Raw genomic sequence first — 14,634 nt, forward strand, 5'->3', positions numbered from 1 at the left:
CCGGTGCCTGAGAACTTCGCTTCGTTGCTCGAAGCACTCAACAGCGAAGGCCGCGAGCTCGCCCGGCCGGTTCCGGCCGGCGCCATCGAGGCCCTGGGCCGGGGTCGCCGCCGGCGGCGCGTGTTCTCGGCGGCCGGATCGGTGATCCTGGTCTGCGCCGTGGCGGCGGGCGTCGGGCTGGGCACCGGGGGTGCCAAGGACAGCCCGACGCCGACACAGCCGGTGTCGACCCGTCCTGCGCCGAGCGTTCCGTCGTCGGCATCGACGCCGCACACCGCGCTCCCGTCGAAGAACCGCACCGGCACGAGTGCGCTCCTGCTGGCTTCCGAGGCGCCGAAGCCGGCGCTGTACCAGTGGAAGATCACGCGGACCGCCCCCGAACTCACGGCCGACTTCACCGACCCGATCTGTGACTTCGTCCCGTCGAACGTGCAGGAACCGAAGACCCACGCGCAGTCGGCGGTCGAGGCGGACTACACATCCGCCTATGACTCGACGACGGCGTGGGAGTCGGTCTACCACTACAGCTCGGCGGCGGCGGCCAAGCAGGACTACGACATACTCAAGCCGACAACGGCCAATTGCAAGAGATCCATCGTGGTCGGCACGATCGCCGACGGGTTCGCGTGGAAGGACTCCGCAGACGGGGCGGACCTGCACAGGATGATGGTGCTGTCCGGAAGTGATATCGCGTACTGGTTCTACCAATCCGCGCCCGGCGCGGTGTACGACACCTCCGACGACCAGGCGGCGCTGCAGCGCATGGCCGACCGGCTCGACGGCGGGACCCCGGCGCCGGACCCGGTCACCGCCCCGCCGTCGAACACCCTCCCGGGCTCGGCGTGGCTGGGCCTCAGCGAGATCCCGTTCGAGACGGCGGACCAGTCCCACGGCTGGCTCCAGATGGGGTCGCAGGAAACCGGTCCCGGCGCCGCGCCCTCGAGCAAGCTGTGCCAGGACGCCGACTACGCCATCCTGAACGGACCGGACGCCGCCATCGCCAGCCGGCCTTACCACGGGACCCCGCCGGGCCCGCCGCCGCTGTATCAGGGCTCGAACTATCTCTATTCGAGTGCGACCCAGAACATCTTCACCTTCCCGTCGGCGGACCGGGCCATGGCTGCGTTCCAGTACGCACGGCAGGCCACCGGACAGCAGGGCTGCACGTTCGAGAACGGCGCGGGGCAAAAGGACGTCCGCACGATCAAGGTGGGGACGGCTACCGCGGACGGCTTCTCGCTGCTGATCACCGACACACCGAGCCCGTCGTACGCGCACGTGTATTTCGTGGTCAAGGGCACCCATGTGACGCAGTTGACGGTCACCTTCGAGAAGGGCGACACCTCGACCGGGGGTGACGCGGCGGTGCTGGCGGCGTTGGCGGGGCACCTGCCGTAGAGCTGCGGCAGCCGGTGCCGGTCCGGCGCCGGGGACCGATGTCCCCGGCGCCGGACGTCAGCACATGACAGAAGGGGTCGTCACTCAGCACATGGCAGAAAGCGCCGTCAGCTCAGACAGCCGACATGCGCCAGCGCCTGCCGCAGCAGCGTCCCCTGTCCGCCGTGCATGTCCTGCAACACAGTGTCCGAACTCGCCTCCTGGGGCGTGAGCCACACCAGGTCGAGCGCGTCCTGCCGGGGCGAGCAGTCGCCGTTCACCGGCACGACGTAGGCCAGCGCGACCGCGTGCTGGCGCGGGTCGTGGTACGGCGTGACGCCGGCGGTGGGGAAGTACTCGGCGACCGTGAAGGGCTGCAGGGAGGCCGGGACGTTCGGCAGCGCGACCGGGCCGAGGTCCTTCTCCAGGTGGCGCAGCAGGGCGTCGCGCAGCCGCTCGTGGTGCAGCACGCGGCCGGAGACCAGGCTGCGGGTGATCTCCCCGTCGGGGGAGATGCGCAGGAGCAGCCCGACGCTGGTCACCTCGCCGGCGGCGTCCACGCGCACCGGGACCGCCTGGACGTAGACGATCGGCAGGTGGGCGCGGATCTGCTCCAGCTCGCCCGGCTCGAACCAGCTCGGGGTCGTCTCGATCATTTCGGACACGCGTTGATCGTACTAGTGCGCCGCGTCAGCCGCCGTGTCAGGTCCGTGTCAGGACCGCGTCAGGCCTGCTGGCGATGGTTGAGTCATGGAAAACACAGCGATCGCGGTCACGGGACTGCGCAAGACATACGGCGACAAGGTGGTGCTCGACGGCATCGGCTTCGAGGTCGCCGCGGGATCGGTCTTCTCGATGCTGGGCCCGAACGGCGCCGGCAAGACGACCACGGTGAACGTGCTGACCACGCTGATGAAGGCGGACGCTGGGACGGTGCGGGTGGCGGGGTTCGACGTCGCCTCGCAGACCAAGCAGGTGCGCTCCGCGATCGGCGTGACCGGGCAGTTCGCCGCGGTCGACGAGCTGCTGACGGGGCGCGAGAACCTGCGGATGATGGCGGATCTGTTGCGGATCCGGCCGGCCGGCGAGATCGTCTCGCGGCTGCTGGAGCGCTTCGATCTGAGCGAGTCCGCTGACAAGCAGGCTTCGACCTACTCCGGCGGGATGCGGCGCAAGCTCGACCTGGCGATGACGCTGGTCGGGAGCCCGCGGATCATCTTCCTCGACGAGCCGACGACCGGGCTGGACCCGCGCAGCCGGCGCACCATGTGGGAGATCGTCCGGGAGCTGGTGGCCGAGGGCACGACCATCTTCCTGACCACCCAGTACCTGGAGGAGGCCGACCACCTGGCCGACCGGATCGCGGTGCTGGACGGCGGGCGGATCGTCGCGCAGGGCACCGCCGAGGAGCTCAAGCGCCAGATACCCGGGACCCACGTGCGGCTGAAGTTCGCGACCGCCGCGGACCTCGACAGCGCGGCGCGGCTGCTGGCCGGCGCCACCCGCGACGAGGCCGAACTGGCCTTGCGCGTCCCCAGCGACGGCACCTCGCGCTCGCTGCGCGCCCTGCTGGACCGGCTCGACGAGCACTCGCTGGACTCCGAGGAGTTCTCCGTGCACACCCCCGACCTCGACGACGTCTTCCTCGCCCTCACCGGGCACTCCGCCCAGACCGAGCCCGCCACTCAGACCGACCCTGCCACCCAGGCCGAGCCAGCCACCCCGACCGCCGCCACCGCCGCCACGAAGGAGAACTGACCATGAGCACGCCATCCACCGCCTTCGGCGACTCCGCGATCATGCTGCGCCGCAACTTCCGCCACACCGTCCGCAACCCCGTGACCGTCTTCAACGCCATCCTGTTCCCCATCGTCATGATGCTGATGTTCGTGTACGTCTTCGGCGGCGCGTTCAAGGTCCCCGGCAGCTACGTCGACTACGCGGTCCCCGGCCTGATCGTCATGGCCATCACCTACGGCCTGGGCCCGACCGCGGCCTCGGTGAACGACGACATGACCAAGGGCATCATCAACCGGTTCAAGACCATGGACGTCTCCCGGGGCGCCGTGCTCACCGGCCACGTGGTCGCCACCACGGTCCGCGCCCTGATCGCGGTCGGCGCGATCATCGGCGTCGGCTTCGCGATGGGCTTCCGGTCCCACGGCAGCCTGCCGGACTGGCTCGCCGCGCTCGGTCTGATCCTGCTGCTGGCCCTCGCGACCAGCTGGCTCACCGTGGCGATGGGACTGTCCGCCAAGTCGGTGGAGTCCGCGGGCCTGGCGACCGTGCCGCTGATCATGCTGCCGTTCCTGAGCAGCGCGTTCGTCCCGGCCTCGACCATGAAGACCGGCGTGAAGCAGTTCGCCGAGTACCAGCCCTTCACCCCGATCATCGAGACCCTGCGCGGGCTGCTCTCCGGCGGCCACGTCTCGACCAGCCACCTGGTGCAGGCGCTCGCCTGGTCCGTGGGGTTCGCAGTGCTCGGCTATGTCTGGGCGGTGTCGACCTTCAAGAAGCGAGCGTGACCTGGGTGAGCTCGGACAACTCGGTCCGCGTCCCCTCCAGAACCGCCTCGGCGAACCTCGTGTCGCCGAGGCGGTTTCGCGTCTGCGTCTCGATGTGCGCGACGTCCGGGTGCGCGCTGTCGGGCAGTCCGCGCAAGGCGGCGGCCGCGCCGAGCAGCCGCGCGGCCTGCTCGGGCTGCTCCTGGCGCAGCGCCAGGTCCGCGACCCCGACGACCGCCATGGCGAGCAGCAGCGGGAGCCCCACCTCGCTCGCCGCCGCCAAGGCCGCCGCGCTATGCGCCCGCGCTTCTTCCAGGTCGTCGGTGACCCGCGCCAGCATGTCCAACCGCATCGCGCGGTAGTGCGTCTGCTCCGCCTCCTCGCCGAGCAGGGTCGTCGCGACGGCGATCTGACGCCGGGACTCCGCGGCGTCGCCGGCCCAGCGCGCCAGGTCCACCTTCGCCAACGCCAACTCCGCCAGCGCTCCGGGCCAGGTCACCCGCTCCGCGCTCCGCTCGCCGTCGGCGATCGCCGCCGCCGCGCCGTCCCGGTCCCCGGCCATCCACAGCATCAGCGCCTGCCGCGCCCGCATCCGGATGACCTCCTCGGGCGCGCCGACCTCGGCGATGACCACGACAGCCCGCTCATACAGCTCGGCGGCTCTGGCGAACTCCCCGCGCACGGCGATCCGGTCGGCCAGCTCGGTCAGCGCCAGGGAGGTCCCGAACCGCTCGCCGAGCGCTGTGAACTCCGCCAGCGCCTTCTCCAGATGCTCGTCCGCGTCCAGGCTGCCCTGGCCGAACATGACGCGGATCTTGCCGGTCTGGACCCGAGCGAGCGCGCGGACCCAGGGATCGTCGTCGTCCAGTTGCGGTTCGAACGCCGTCAACGCGTCCTGCGGCGCCCGCAGCATGCGCTCCAGCGGCTCCACCAGAGCCATGCCGGGGTGGCGGCGGGTCCCGGGCTCAGTGTGCTGACTCGCCTCGTACGCCTTGTGGATCCACTCCTCGGCGGAGTGCTCGTCGCCTCGCCCGGAGGTCGCGAACATCACGATCAGCGCGTAGACCACGGCCCGGACCTCGGCGGTGGTCTCGCCGGGCACCTTGGTCGCCGCCAGCAGCAGCTCCAGACCCTCGGTCCGATAGCCGGCCAGCCACCAGTACCAGCCCGAGGCGGCCGCGAGCCGCATCGCCGACTGCGCCTCGCCGGCCGCGAGCGCCCCGCGCGCCGCCGCGGCGATGTTGTCGTGCTCGGCCTGCAACACCGCCAGCCACGCGACCTGCTCGCGCAGCCGCAGGCGCGGCTCGGCGGTCTCGGTCAGCAGGGTGAAGAAGTCCAGGTGCGCCCGCCGGGCCGCGTCCTGCTCGCCGGCCTCGGCGAGCCGTTGCGCGGCGTACTCCCGGATCGTGCCGCTCATCCGGAACCGCGTGGCGTCCTCGTCCATCCCGTCGGCGACCAGCAGCGACTTCTCGGTCAGCGCGGTCAGCAGCTCCAGCACCAGATCCGGCTCGATCTCGTCCCCGGCGCAGACGTGCTCGGCGGCCTCCAGACCGGCGCCGCCGGCGAACACCGAGAGCCGTCGCAGCACCCTGCGCTCGTCGTCGGACAGCAGCTCCCAGCTCCAGTCGACGACCGCGCGCAGCGTCCGGTGCCGGGGCAGCGCGATGCGGCTGCCGCCGGTGAGCAGCCGGAACCGGTCGTCCAGGCGGGACGCCAGCTGCTCCACGGACATGGTCCGCAACCGCGCCGCCGCCAGCTCGATCGCCAGCGGCATCCCGTCGAGTGCCCGGCACACCCGGGCCATCGTCGCCAGCTGCTGTGCGTCCACATTCAGGTCCCGGCGCACCGCCTGCGCGCGGTCCCGCAGCAGCCGCACGGCCGGGGACGCCGCGATCTCCTCCGGCGCCGCGTCCTCCTTCGGCAGCGCCAGCGGCGTCACCGGCCACAACGTCTCGCCGGTGATGCCCAGCGGCTCCCGGCTGGTCGCCAGGATCCGCAGCCCTCGGCACTCGCCGAGCACCCGGTGCGCGAACAGCGCAGCGGACTCGATGACGTGCTCGCAGTTGTCCAGGACGATCAGCGCCCGCCGCTCGCGCATCGCGGCGACGAAGCGGTCCGTCGGCTCGGCGTTCCGGTTTTCGAACGGCAGAGCCTCGCCGAGCAGCGTGTCGCGCAGACCCAGACTGGACAGCGCGGCCTGCGCCACGTCCCCGTCCGCGCCGATCGCGGCCAGCTCCACCAGCCACGCGCCGTCCGGCAGCCCGCCGAGCGCCGTGCGCGCGGTCTCCACGGCCAGCCGGGTCTTGCCCGCACCGCCCGGACCGATCACCGTGGTCAGCCGCTGCTCGCCGACGAGCTCGCCGACCGCGGCCACCTCCGCCTCCCGGCCGACGAAGCTGGTCAGCTCCGAGCGCAGGTTGGTCTTGCGGGTTTCCTCCCGCTTCCCGCCGAGCTCGCCCCGCAGCAGCGCGACGTGCAGCGCCGAGAGCTCCGGCGAGGGATCGACGCCGAGTTCCTCGGCCAGCGCCTCCCTCGTGCGCTGATACACCTGCAGCGCCTCGCTGTCGCGGCCGGCGGCGTTGAGCGCGCGCATCAGCGCCGAGACCAGCCGCTCCCGCGTCGGGTGCGCGGCGACCAGATCGGTCAGCTCCGTCACCAGTTCCGCGCCGCGCCCGAGCGTCAGCTCGGCGTCGAAACGCTCCTCCCCGGCGGTCAGGCGCAGCCCTTCCAGCCGCGTGACCACCGCGTCGAAGGTGTCGCTGTCCTGCAAGCCCACGTCCTGCATCGCCGCGCCGCGCCACAGCGCGAAAGCCTCACGCAGCAGCCGCGCCCGCTCCGAGACGTCCTGACCGGCCGCCTGACTCGCGCTCACCAGGCGCTCGAAGCGCACCGCGTCCACGGCGTCGGGATCCACGGTGAGCCGGTAACCGTCGGTGAGCCCGTCGATCGCCGTGTCCGGCAACGCCTTGCGCAGCCGGGAGACCAGGCGCTGCAAGGCGTTGGCGGCGTCGGCGGGCGGATTCTCGCCCCAGATCCAGTCGACCAGCGAGGCCTTGGGGACCACCTGGTTCGGCCGCAGCGCGAGCGCGATCAGCACTGCGCGCAGGCGGGCGCCGGGGACGTCGGCCAAGCCGCCGCCGTCGGCGCGAACCTCCAAAGGTCCCAGCATCGCGATCTGCACGCGCCGATCCTGTCATGCGCGGCGGTTGGGAGCATCCAGCGCGGTGCGCGCCAGTTCCCGCAGCCAGGCGTGCGCTCGATCGGTGTCATAGCGTTGATGCCAGGACAAGTACACCGACGCGGGCGGCAGGTCGAGCGGCAGCGGGAGCACGACCAGCCCGAGGTCGGCGCTCGCCCGGCGGGTGGTGGCCTGCGGCGCGGTGACCACGAGGTCGGAGTCGCGGACGAACTCCAGCGCGGTTGCCTCCGACGGCGCGGTCGCCACGACACGGCGTGCGAGCCCGAGCCTCGCGAGGGCGTCGTCGATCGTGCCGCTGAGATTGCCCCGGCGCGAGACGGCGACGTGGTCGGCCGCGGCGTACTGCTCGGCGGTCATCGGCTGCGCCGGCTCGCCAGCGAGCCGATGACCGGGTCGGACCACGACCACCTGCGCGGTCTCGGCCACCTTCTCGGCGCGGACGTCCGCCGCGGCCGGCGGGTTCGCGTTCGCCTCGAGATCGACCTCGCCGCGCCGCAGCCCCGGGCTGTCGGTGCTGGACTCCGCGATGAACCGCAGCCGCACGCCGGGCGCCTGCTCGCGCACCGCCGCCAGCAGCGCCGCGCCGCCGAGCGCGACGAGCGAGTCGTGCCAGCGCAGCGTGAAGGTGCGCTCCAAGGTGGTCAGGTCCAGCTCGTGACTCGGCGCCAGCACGCCCTGCACCTGCTGCAACAGCGCGTGCACCTGCGCGCGGACGGCGATTGCGTAGGGCGTCGGGGTCATCGTGCGGCCGGTGCGCACCAGGATCTGGTCGCCGGTGCTCCGCCGGATCCGGCCCAGGCTGCGGCTCATCGCCGGAGCGGTGACGTGCAGGCGGTCGGCTGCCCCGGCCACGCTGCCCTCTTCGAGCAGAGCGTCGAGGGCGGCGAGCAGGTTCAAATCCAATTGCATGGGAGTCATCTTAGGAGTGCTTGGCATGCACTTGTAGTTAACGATGAGCCCTTCTAGCGTCCTTGCCATGAGCGAAACGAAGAACGATGTCGTGCTCGCGCAGACCGTGTCGGCCGTGCGCGAAGCGGGAGCTGTGCTCCGGGAGCGCTTCGGCGCCGTGGCGGGCCACCGGACCCGCGAGGACCTGATGCGGCTGCTCGCCGCCAACGACGAGGCGGCGCTCGCCGTCCTGCGTCCGCGCCTGGAGCAGCTGCGCCCGGAGGCGCGCTGGGTCGAGGAGGAGCTGGACGGCGGCGCGCTGCCGGCGGGGGAGTGGTGGGTCGTGGACCCGGCTGAGGGCAACGTCAACCACCTGCACGGCCTGCCGGAGTGGGCCGTGACCGCGACTCTCGTGCGGGACAACGAGCCCGTACTCACCGCCGTCCACCTGCCGCTGACCGGCCAGACGTACACCGCGACCGCGGGCGGCGGCGCACACCTCGACGGACAGCCGCTGCACGTGTCCGGCTCGGCGGACCTCGGTCTGAGCCTGGTCGCGACCAGCCAGGCCCGGCCGGACGAGGACGAGCAGGTCGTGCGGCGCGTCGGCGCCTCGATCGGCGCGATGCTGCGCGCCGCGCTCGTGGTGCGCACCTCGGTTCCGGCGACGCTGCACCTGGTCGATGTGGCCGCCGGCCGTGTCGACGCCTTCTGGCAGTTCGCCGGTGCCCGCGCGGACCTGCTGCCCGGGGCGCTGCTCGTCACCGAGGCGGGCGGCCGTGTCTCCGACATCGAAGGCAAGCCCTGGACTCCGGCGAGCGAAGGCTTCCTGGCCGCCGCGCCCGGGATTCATGACGCCGCAGCCGCCGCGCTCTCGCGGTGATCTGCGATCACCTCAGTACTGGAAGGACCAAATCCATGACCACCATCGCAGTACTCGGAAAAGGCCGCGTCGGCGGCGCTCTGGCGGACGGATTCCGCCGCGCCGGGCATCAGGTGGCTGTCGGCGACAGCGCGCCGGGGTCCGCGGAGCAGGCCGTCGGCTCGGCGGAGATCGTCGTCAACGCCGCGCCCGGCGGCAGCTCGCTGGAGCGGCTGACGGCGCTGCGCGAATCCTTGCGCGGCAAGATCCTCGTGGACGTATCCAACGCCACGCGCTCCGGGGCGGACGGCATGCCCTCCGAGCTGATGTATCCGGGCTCCAGCCTCGCCGAGCAGGTGCAGGCGGCGCTTCCGGACACGCGCGTCGTCAAGGCGCTCAACACGATGCTCTACTCGGTGATGGCGGCTCCGGGCACGCTGTCCCAGCCGCCGACCGCCTTCCTGTCCGGCGAGGACGCGCAGGCCAAGCAGGTTGTCAGCGCACTGCTCGGCGACCTCGGCTGGCAGCCTGAGTGGATCATCGATCTCGGCGGCGTGCAATCCGCGCGGGCCACCGAGGCGGTGATCCTGCTCGTGCCGCACGTGATCCGGGCCAGTGGATTCGCGCCGTTCGCGGTGTCGATCGTCCGGTGAAGGGCTCACCGCCCGCCTAGCCGACCGGGACCCCGACCCGCGCCTCCTCCAGCGCCTGCCGAAGCGTGGCGAGCGCCATTCCGACCGCGCCGACCTGCTCGGCGCCGAGCGTCGCGGTGATCAGCTCCTCCAGGTGGCCGTGGAAGGTCTGCTCGGCGTCCGCGACGAGCGCGGCGCCGGCGTCCGTGAGGCTGATCAGCGACGAGCGGCGGTCGGCCGGGTTCGGCAGCCGGACGACCCAGCCCTGCGCCTCGTGCCGGTCGACGCCCTTGCTGGCCGCGCCGATGCCGATCGCGAACGCCGTGGCGATGTCCGCGACCCGGGACTTCGGGTGGGCGCGCAGGTAGCGGAGCATCTCGAACTGCGAGGCGACGATCCCGTGCTCCGCCCGGAGCTTGTCGTTGACCGCGTTGTAGAGCCGGGTCTCGCAGCGCACCAGGTCGTCGAAGAAGCCCGCCAGCGCGCCGGTTGCTGAAGTAGATGCCACGGCATATAGTTTCTCATACATGCCTGGGCATCTACTTCCACGGCATGCAATGGCGCGACGGAACCCACGGAGGCCGGTATGACCAGGGCACAACGACTTGAACTCGACGCGATGCTGCGCAAGGGAGCCCACGACTTCGAACCGCTTCCCGTCGAGCAGATGCGCACCGGCTTCGCCGCGATGATGGCGCGGTTCCCGGTGCCGACCGACGTCCGGCGCACCCCGGCCGAGCTGGCCGGACGTCCCGCGATCCGGGTCGAGCCGGACGGCGTGGACAGGCAGGCGCGCCCCGGCACGATCCTGTACTTCCACGGCGGCTCCTTCTCGCTGGGCTCGCCGGAGACCGGCATGGTGAACACCGCGAACCTGGTCCGGCGCACCGGTGTCCCGGCGCTCTCGCTGGACTACCGGCTGGCGCCGGAGCATCCGTTCCCGGCGGCGATCGAGGACTGTGTCGCCGCCTACCGCAGCCTGCTCGACGCCGGCACGGACCCGGCGTCGATCGTCTTCGCCGGCGACTCGGCCGGCGGCGGGCTGGCCGTGACGACCAGCCTCGCGGCTCGGGACGCCGGGCTGCCGCTGCCGGCGGCGCTGCTGGCGTTCTCGCCCTGCTTCGACCACACGCGCTCCGGCGCGTCGATGGTCACCAAGGAGGGCATCGACCCCTACTTCACCGGGGAGGCCCTGGACTACACCGCCGAGATGTACCTGGCCGGGCAGGACCCCGCGCAGCCGCTGCTCGCGCCCGCCGTCCACGCCGACCTGACCGGTCTGCCGCCGATCCTGCTCCAGGTCGGGACCCATGAGCTGCTGCTCGACGACGCCGTGCGGTTCGCGGCGCGCGCGGTCGAGGCGGAGGTCGACGTGATCCTCGACGTCACCGCCGGGGTGCCGCACGTGTTCCAGGCCTTCGCCGGCGTGCTCGGCGAGGCGGATCAGGCTCTTGAGCGGGCGGCGCTGTTCCTGACGCAGCACCTCGGCGCGGCGTCGGGAACAGCGCCGAGGCCGGCGGCCACGACCCGTTCGGAGTATCCGATGGTGTGATCGACCCACAACCGTGGAAGCGCTCACGTGACCGGTTCATGATTGCGCGCCCGCGGTACGGAGGTTCACCATGCCGGACTCCGAATTCCACTATCGGACAGGCATTGTCAAAGACATCCGTCCGCGCGCCATGATCAACGCCCGGCCGGTGATCGGCTCGGACCCGCCGGCCGCGGTCTGACGGCCGGCGGACGATGACCGACAACCCCCAGGCCAGGGCGCATGACAAGGCCCGACTGCGACCCGTGGATCACGGGTGTCTGGCGCCGGCGTCGGGATTGGATTTAACTACTCCTCAGATTCCCTGGCTACGGTCCCTGGCATCGCCGTCGCTTCTTCGGCGGCGAACCTCTCACCAACGGATCGGCATGACGGGAATTCGCGAGTCCAGCCCCGGCGAGCCCATCGTCGCGACAGCTGTCGCCCTGGAGCCGCGACCCGCGGCCGCGGGTCGCGGCGGCGGCGACGCACGCGTCCGGCTCCGGTGGTGGACCGCGCTGTGGCGCACCCGGGTCTGGAAGCGCCGCCCGCGACCGCTGACCGTGGTCGCGGTGGTGGGCGTCATGCTGTTCGCGCTCTGGGGCATCGGCGGGCCGCTGTTCGGCGCCTCGACGCTCACCCCGACCGACGAGATGGTGACCAACGGTCCGTGGGTGAGCGCCGGCTTCGCCGGGACCGTGCCCTCGAACACCTACCTGGACGACACCTACACCTCCGAGCTGCCCAGCGAGATCCTGTTCAAGCAGCAGCTGGGCCACGGCAAGGTCGCGCAGTGGAACCCGTACGGCGCGGCCGGAAGCGCGCTCGGCGCCATTCCGGACTACGCGCTCTACTCGCCGCTGACCGTGCCGTTCTATGTGCTGCCGAGCTGGCTCGCTCCCGCATATGAGCGGCTGCTGGAGATCGTGTGCTCGGTCGGCGGGGCGTTCCTGTTCCTGCGCAGACTTTCGCTGTCGAGACCGGCGGCGCTGGTAGGCGGCCTCACCTTCGCCGGCAGCGGATTCATGGTCGCCTGGCTGGGCTTCCCGCAGACGAGAGTGGCGGCGTTCATCCCGGCGCTGTTCTGGCTGGTCGAGCGGTTCATCCAGGAGCGCCGGCCTCGGGACGCCGCGTTGGTGGCGCTGCCGGTCGCGGCGCTGTTCCTCGGCGGGTTCCCGTCGGTCGCCGGGTACGCCTTGCTGACCGCCACTGCTTACGCACTGGTCCGGCTCGCTGCCGAGCATCGTACGAACCTGCGGCGGCTGGTGCGGCCGGTAGCGTATCTGGGCGCCGGGCTGGCTGCCGGTGTCGGTCTGGTGCTGTTCCAGCTGGTGCCGTTCCTGCAGTTCTTCGGGACGTGGCTGATCGCGGGCCGGAGCCAGACGGCGACCGCCACGCTGCCGGTGTCCAGCGCGCTGACGATGGTCGCGCCGTGGGCGTACGGGTCGGTCGACTCCAAGGATCCGGTCCAGTTCGTGTTGTCGACCAACATGGTCGAGGCTGCCGCCTACCTCGGTGCGGCGGCTGTGGTGCTGGTGTTCGTGGCCATCGCGATGCCGCGCCGGGGGCGGGGTCTGCTGCCCACCGGGGCGTGGGTGTTCTTCATGGCCGCCACGGCGGTGTGGATCGAGCTGATCTACGTCGGCGGGGCGCCGCTGGATCTGTTCCAGAAGCTGCCCGGGCTGCGGGCGTTGTTCGAGCAGAACTTCATCGGCAGGGCCAGGAGCATCCTGGGGTTCCTGCTCGCGGTGCTGGTCGCGGTCGGTTTCGAGGCGCTGGTCCGGGTGCGGGCTCAGGAGCCGAAGACGGCTTCGGGGTCGGGCTCGGTTCCGGGGTCGGCGGGGCTGGCGGGGCTGGCGTCGGCGCGGGCGGCGAGGGCGAGCGCGGCGACGGCGACGGCGACGGCGGCGGCATCCGGCGGGTGGGGGGCTTGGGCGTCGCTCGTGCCGTGGCGCTGGCCGAGGCGGTCGCTGTGGACCGCGGCGGTCGTGGTCGGCGGGATCGCCGCCGCGGCGGCTCTGGTCGCCCACGGCTGGAGCACGGTGCACAGCGCTGCCGCGACCTCCGGTCAGGACGTCGGCAAGGCGCTGGACCTGTACGGCAGCCAGATGGCACGCGCCGGGGTCATCGTCGTGATCGCCGTGTCGTGCGTGATCGCGTTGTGCGTGGCGCGGCGTCAGGCGTTCGCCGGCCGGCGCGAGGCGTCGGTGCTGCGATTCGGCGCGGCCTCCACCCTGATCGTGCTGATGGCTGTTCAGGGCGCGCAGTTCATGGAGGGTTACTACCCGAAGTCCACTAAGTCGATGTTCTACCCGGTCACCGACACCCACACGTTCCTGGCGGACAACCTCGGCGAGCAGCGCTACGCCTCGGCGTACGACGGCATCACATTCGGGACCGCGACAGCGTACGATCTGCGGTCGGTGAACGGGCACAACTTCCTGAACGCCGATTTCGCCGCGCTGATGCAGGGGATGCCGGACAGCGCGGTTCCGTATCCGACGTACGTGGACTTCCAGGCGGGCGACGTGAAGCAGGCCACCAGTCCGGTGCTGGACCGGCTGGGCACCAAGTACTGGGTCGCCGGACCGACCGACAACGTGTTCGGCACGGTCGTCTCGGCGCCGCGCGGCGGGACCACGCAGCTCGTTCCGGGCCGGCCGGTCACGGTCCCGGTGCCGGCAGCCGGTCCGCTGCGCGGGATCTCCTTCACCCCGCAGGGCACGGTCTCCAGCAGCATCGCGGGGCTGACCAAGGACACCACGGTCGAGGTCGTGATCCGCGACGCGAGCGGCCGGCAGGTCGCCGCCGCCAACCGGCTGACCGGCGCCCGGGCCGGCGCGCCGTTCCAGGTCGCGGTCGCCGCCGATACGCTGCCCGCCGGCACGGCGCTGACCGCGACGATCACGCTGCACGCCGACGCGCCGCTGACCGTGGACGCGAACCACGGGCTGCCGGCCGTCGACGCGATCACCGACGCCGACGACGGGCTGCGCGTGGCGTATGTAGGCTCCTCGGTGATTTACGAGCGGCTGAACGCGTTGCCGCGCATCCGCTGGGCGTCACAGAGTACTGTCGTTCCCTCGCAGGACCAGCGCGTCTCGATGCTGTCCTCCGGGGCGGTGGCGGACAACGCCGTGGTGCTCTCCGCACCGGGCCCGGCGGCGTCCGGGCAGCCGGCGGCGGTGCGGGTCCAGCAGGACGGCACAGACACGATCACGACCACGGTTGACGCCAAGGGGTCGGGGTACCTTGTCGTGTCCGATGCCGACCAGGTCGGCTGGCAGGCTACTGTGGACGGCCGCCGGGCGGATCTGGTGAAGGCCGATCAGGGACTGGTCGCGGTGGACGTGCCGGCCGGCACGCATTCCGTGACATTGCGGTACGACTTGCCACACCAGGCGGCCGCGACGTGGGCCTCCGGCGCCGTCGGGCTCTCGCTGATGGCGGTACCGGCGGGGGAGTGGTGGTGGGAGCGTCGGCGGCGCCGTCCTGGCGCTCGCGACGCGATGGAGCGGGGACCGGAGGGATGAGCAGCGGTGGGCGCTCTCCGGGGAGAGACGGAATTCGGGATATAGGGAAGGGTTGCACTTCGTGGCACTTGTAGGCGTGGACTCATTGACCGATCTGGACGCCGACGA

The 14,634-nt window shown here is 71.7% G+C and carries 11 protein-coding genes; 7 read left to right on the top strand and 4 right to left on the bottom strand.

Features of this window, described 5'->3' with window-relative positions:
• The first annotated feature begins 3 nt into the window (after positions 1-3).
• Positions 4-1,398, top strand: a complete 1,395-nt coding sequence (locus tag CACI_RS10275) for a hypothetical protein (RefSeq protein WP_012786274.1) — start codon at positions 4-6, stop codon at positions 1,396-1,398.
• A gap of 107 nt (positions 1,399-1,505) precedes the next feature.
• On the opposite strand, the gene CACI_RS10280 is transcribed toward CACI_RS10275, so the two are convergent.
• Complete coding sequence (locus CACI_RS10280; RefSeq protein WP_012786275.1) at positions 1,506-2,033, bottom strand: NUDIX hydrolase family protein; 528 nt, start codon at positions 2,031-2,033, stop codon at positions 1,506-1,508.
• Positions 2,034-2,127: 94 nt separating this feature from the next.
• Between CACI_RS10280 and CACI_RS10285 the strand changes: the two genes are divergently transcribed.
• A complete protein-coding gene (locus CACI_RS10285; RefSeq protein WP_012786276.1) occupies positions 2,128-3,135 on the top strand; it encodes an ATP-binding cassette domain-containing protein in 1,008 nt (335 codons plus the stop codon).
• A 2-nt stretch (positions 3,136-3,137) separates the two neighbouring features.
• Positions 3,138-3,902, top strand: coding sequence for an ABC transporter permease (locus CACI_RS10290; RefSeq protein ID WP_012786277.1), 765 nt, complete (start codon positions 3,138-3,140; stop codon positions 3,900-3,902).
• Here CACI_RS10290 and CACI_RS10295 read toward each other — a convergent pair.
• Together CACI_RS10295 and CACI_RS10300 are read right to left on the bottom strand one after the other, a co-directional pair.
• Positions 3,886-7,062: a BTAD domain-containing putative transcriptional regulator gene (locus tag CACI_RS10295; protein WP_012786278.1), complete on the bottom strand. Its 3,177-nt coding sequence runs from the start codon at positions 7,060-7,062 to the stop codon at positions 3,886-3,888. The two genes, CACI_RS10290 and CACI_RS10295, sit on opposite strands and share 17 nt — an antisense overlap.
• Before the next feature lie 12 nt (positions 7,063-7,074).
• Positions 7,075-7,989, bottom strand: a complete 915-nt coding sequence (locus CACI_RS10300) for a LysR family transcriptional regulator (RefSeq protein WP_041540150.1) — start codon at positions 7,987-7,989, stop codon at positions 7,075-7,077.
• A 67-nt stretch (positions 7,990-8,056) separates the two neighbouring features.
• Between CACI_RS10300 and CACI_RS10305 the strand changes: the two genes are divergently transcribed.
• Together CACI_RS10305 and CACI_RS10310 are read left to right on the top strand one after the other, a co-directional pair.
• Positions 8,057-8,851 (top strand): inositol monophosphatase family protein, encoded by a 795-nt coding sequence (locus tag CACI_RS10305; RefSeq protein ID WP_012786280.1) that lies wholly within the window; start codon positions 8,057-8,059, stop codon positions 8,849-8,851.
• A gap of 35 nt (positions 8,852-8,886) precedes the next feature.
• Complete coding sequence (locus CACI_RS10310; RefSeq protein ID WP_012786281.1) at positions 8,887-9,483, top strand: NADPH-dependent F420 reductase; 597 nt, start codon at positions 8,887-8,889, stop codon at positions 9,481-9,483.
• Positions 9,484-9,499: 16 nt separating this feature from the next.
• Here the strand turns inward: CACI_RS10310 and CACI_RS10315 are convergent, their stop codons facing one another.
• Positions 9,500-9,991 carry a MarR family winged helix-turn-helix transcriptional regulator gene (locus CACI_RS10315; protein WP_012786282.1) on the bottom strand — a complete coding sequence of 164 codons (492 nt, stop codon included), beginning with the start codon at positions 9,989-9,991 and terminating at the stop codon, positions 9,500-9,502.
• A gap of 57 nt (positions 9,992-10,048) precedes the next feature.
• Between CACI_RS10315 and CACI_RS10320 the strand changes: the two genes are divergently transcribed.
• The gene (locus CACI_RS10320) at positions 10,049-11,014 is read left to right on the top strand and encodes an alpha/beta hydrolase (RefSeq protein ID WP_012786283.1); all 966 of its coding nucleotides are present in this window, start codon (positions 10,049-10,051) and stop codon (positions 11,012-11,014) included.
• 368 nt (positions 11,015-11,382) lie between these two features.
• The gene (locus CACI_RS10325) at positions 11,383-14,526 is read left to right on the top strand and encodes a YfhO family protein (protein WP_012786285.1); all 3,144 of its coding nucleotides are present in this window, start codon (positions 11,383-11,385) and stop codon (positions 14,524-14,526) included.
• Positions 14,527-14,634 lie beyond the last annotated feature (108 nt).

This window comes from Catenulispora acidiphila DSM 44928 (genome assembly GCF_000024025.1).
GTDB lineage: Bacteria > Actinomycetota > Actinomycetes > Streptomycetales > Catenulisporaceae > Catenulispora > Catenulispora acidiphila.

Bases quoted from the DNA above. Each gene is read 5' to 3' on its own strand.
- CACI_RS10285 (WP_012786276.1), top strand. From the start codon at position 2,128: ATGGAAAACACAGCGATCGCGGTCACGGGACTGCGCAAGACATACGGC.
- CACI_RS10280 (WP_012786275.1), bottom strand. From the start codon at position 2,033: ATGATCGAGACGACCCCGAGCTGGTTCGAGCCGGGCGAGCTGGAGCAG.
- CACI_RS10315 (WP_012786282.1), bottom strand. From the start codon at position 9,991: ATGTATGAGAAACTATATGCCGTGGCATCTACTTCAGCAACCGGCGCG.
- CACI_RS10290 (WP_012786277.1), top strand. From the start codon at position 3,138: ATGAGCACGCCATCCACCGCCTTCGGCGACTCCGCGATCATGCTGCGC.
- CACI_RS10310 (WP_012786281.1), top strand. From the start codon at position 8,887: ATGACCACCATCGCAGTACTCGGAAAAGGCCGCGTCGGCGGCGCTCTG.
- CACI_RS10325 (WP_012786285.1), top strand. From the start codon at position 11,383: ATGACGGGAATTCGCGAGTCCAGCCCCGGCGAGCCCATCGTCGCGACA.
- CACI_RS10320 (WP_012786283.1), top strand. From the start codon at position 10,049: ATGACCAGGGCACAACGACTTGAACTCGACGCGATGCTGCGCAAGGGA.
- CACI_RS10300 (WP_041540150.1), bottom strand. From the start codon at position 7,989: ATGCAATTGGATTTGAACCTGCTCGCCGCCCTCGACGCTCTGCTCGAA.
- CACI_RS10305 (WP_012786280.1), top strand. From the start codon at position 8,057: ATGAGCGAAACGAAGAACGATGTCGTGCTCGCGCAGACCGTGTCGGCC.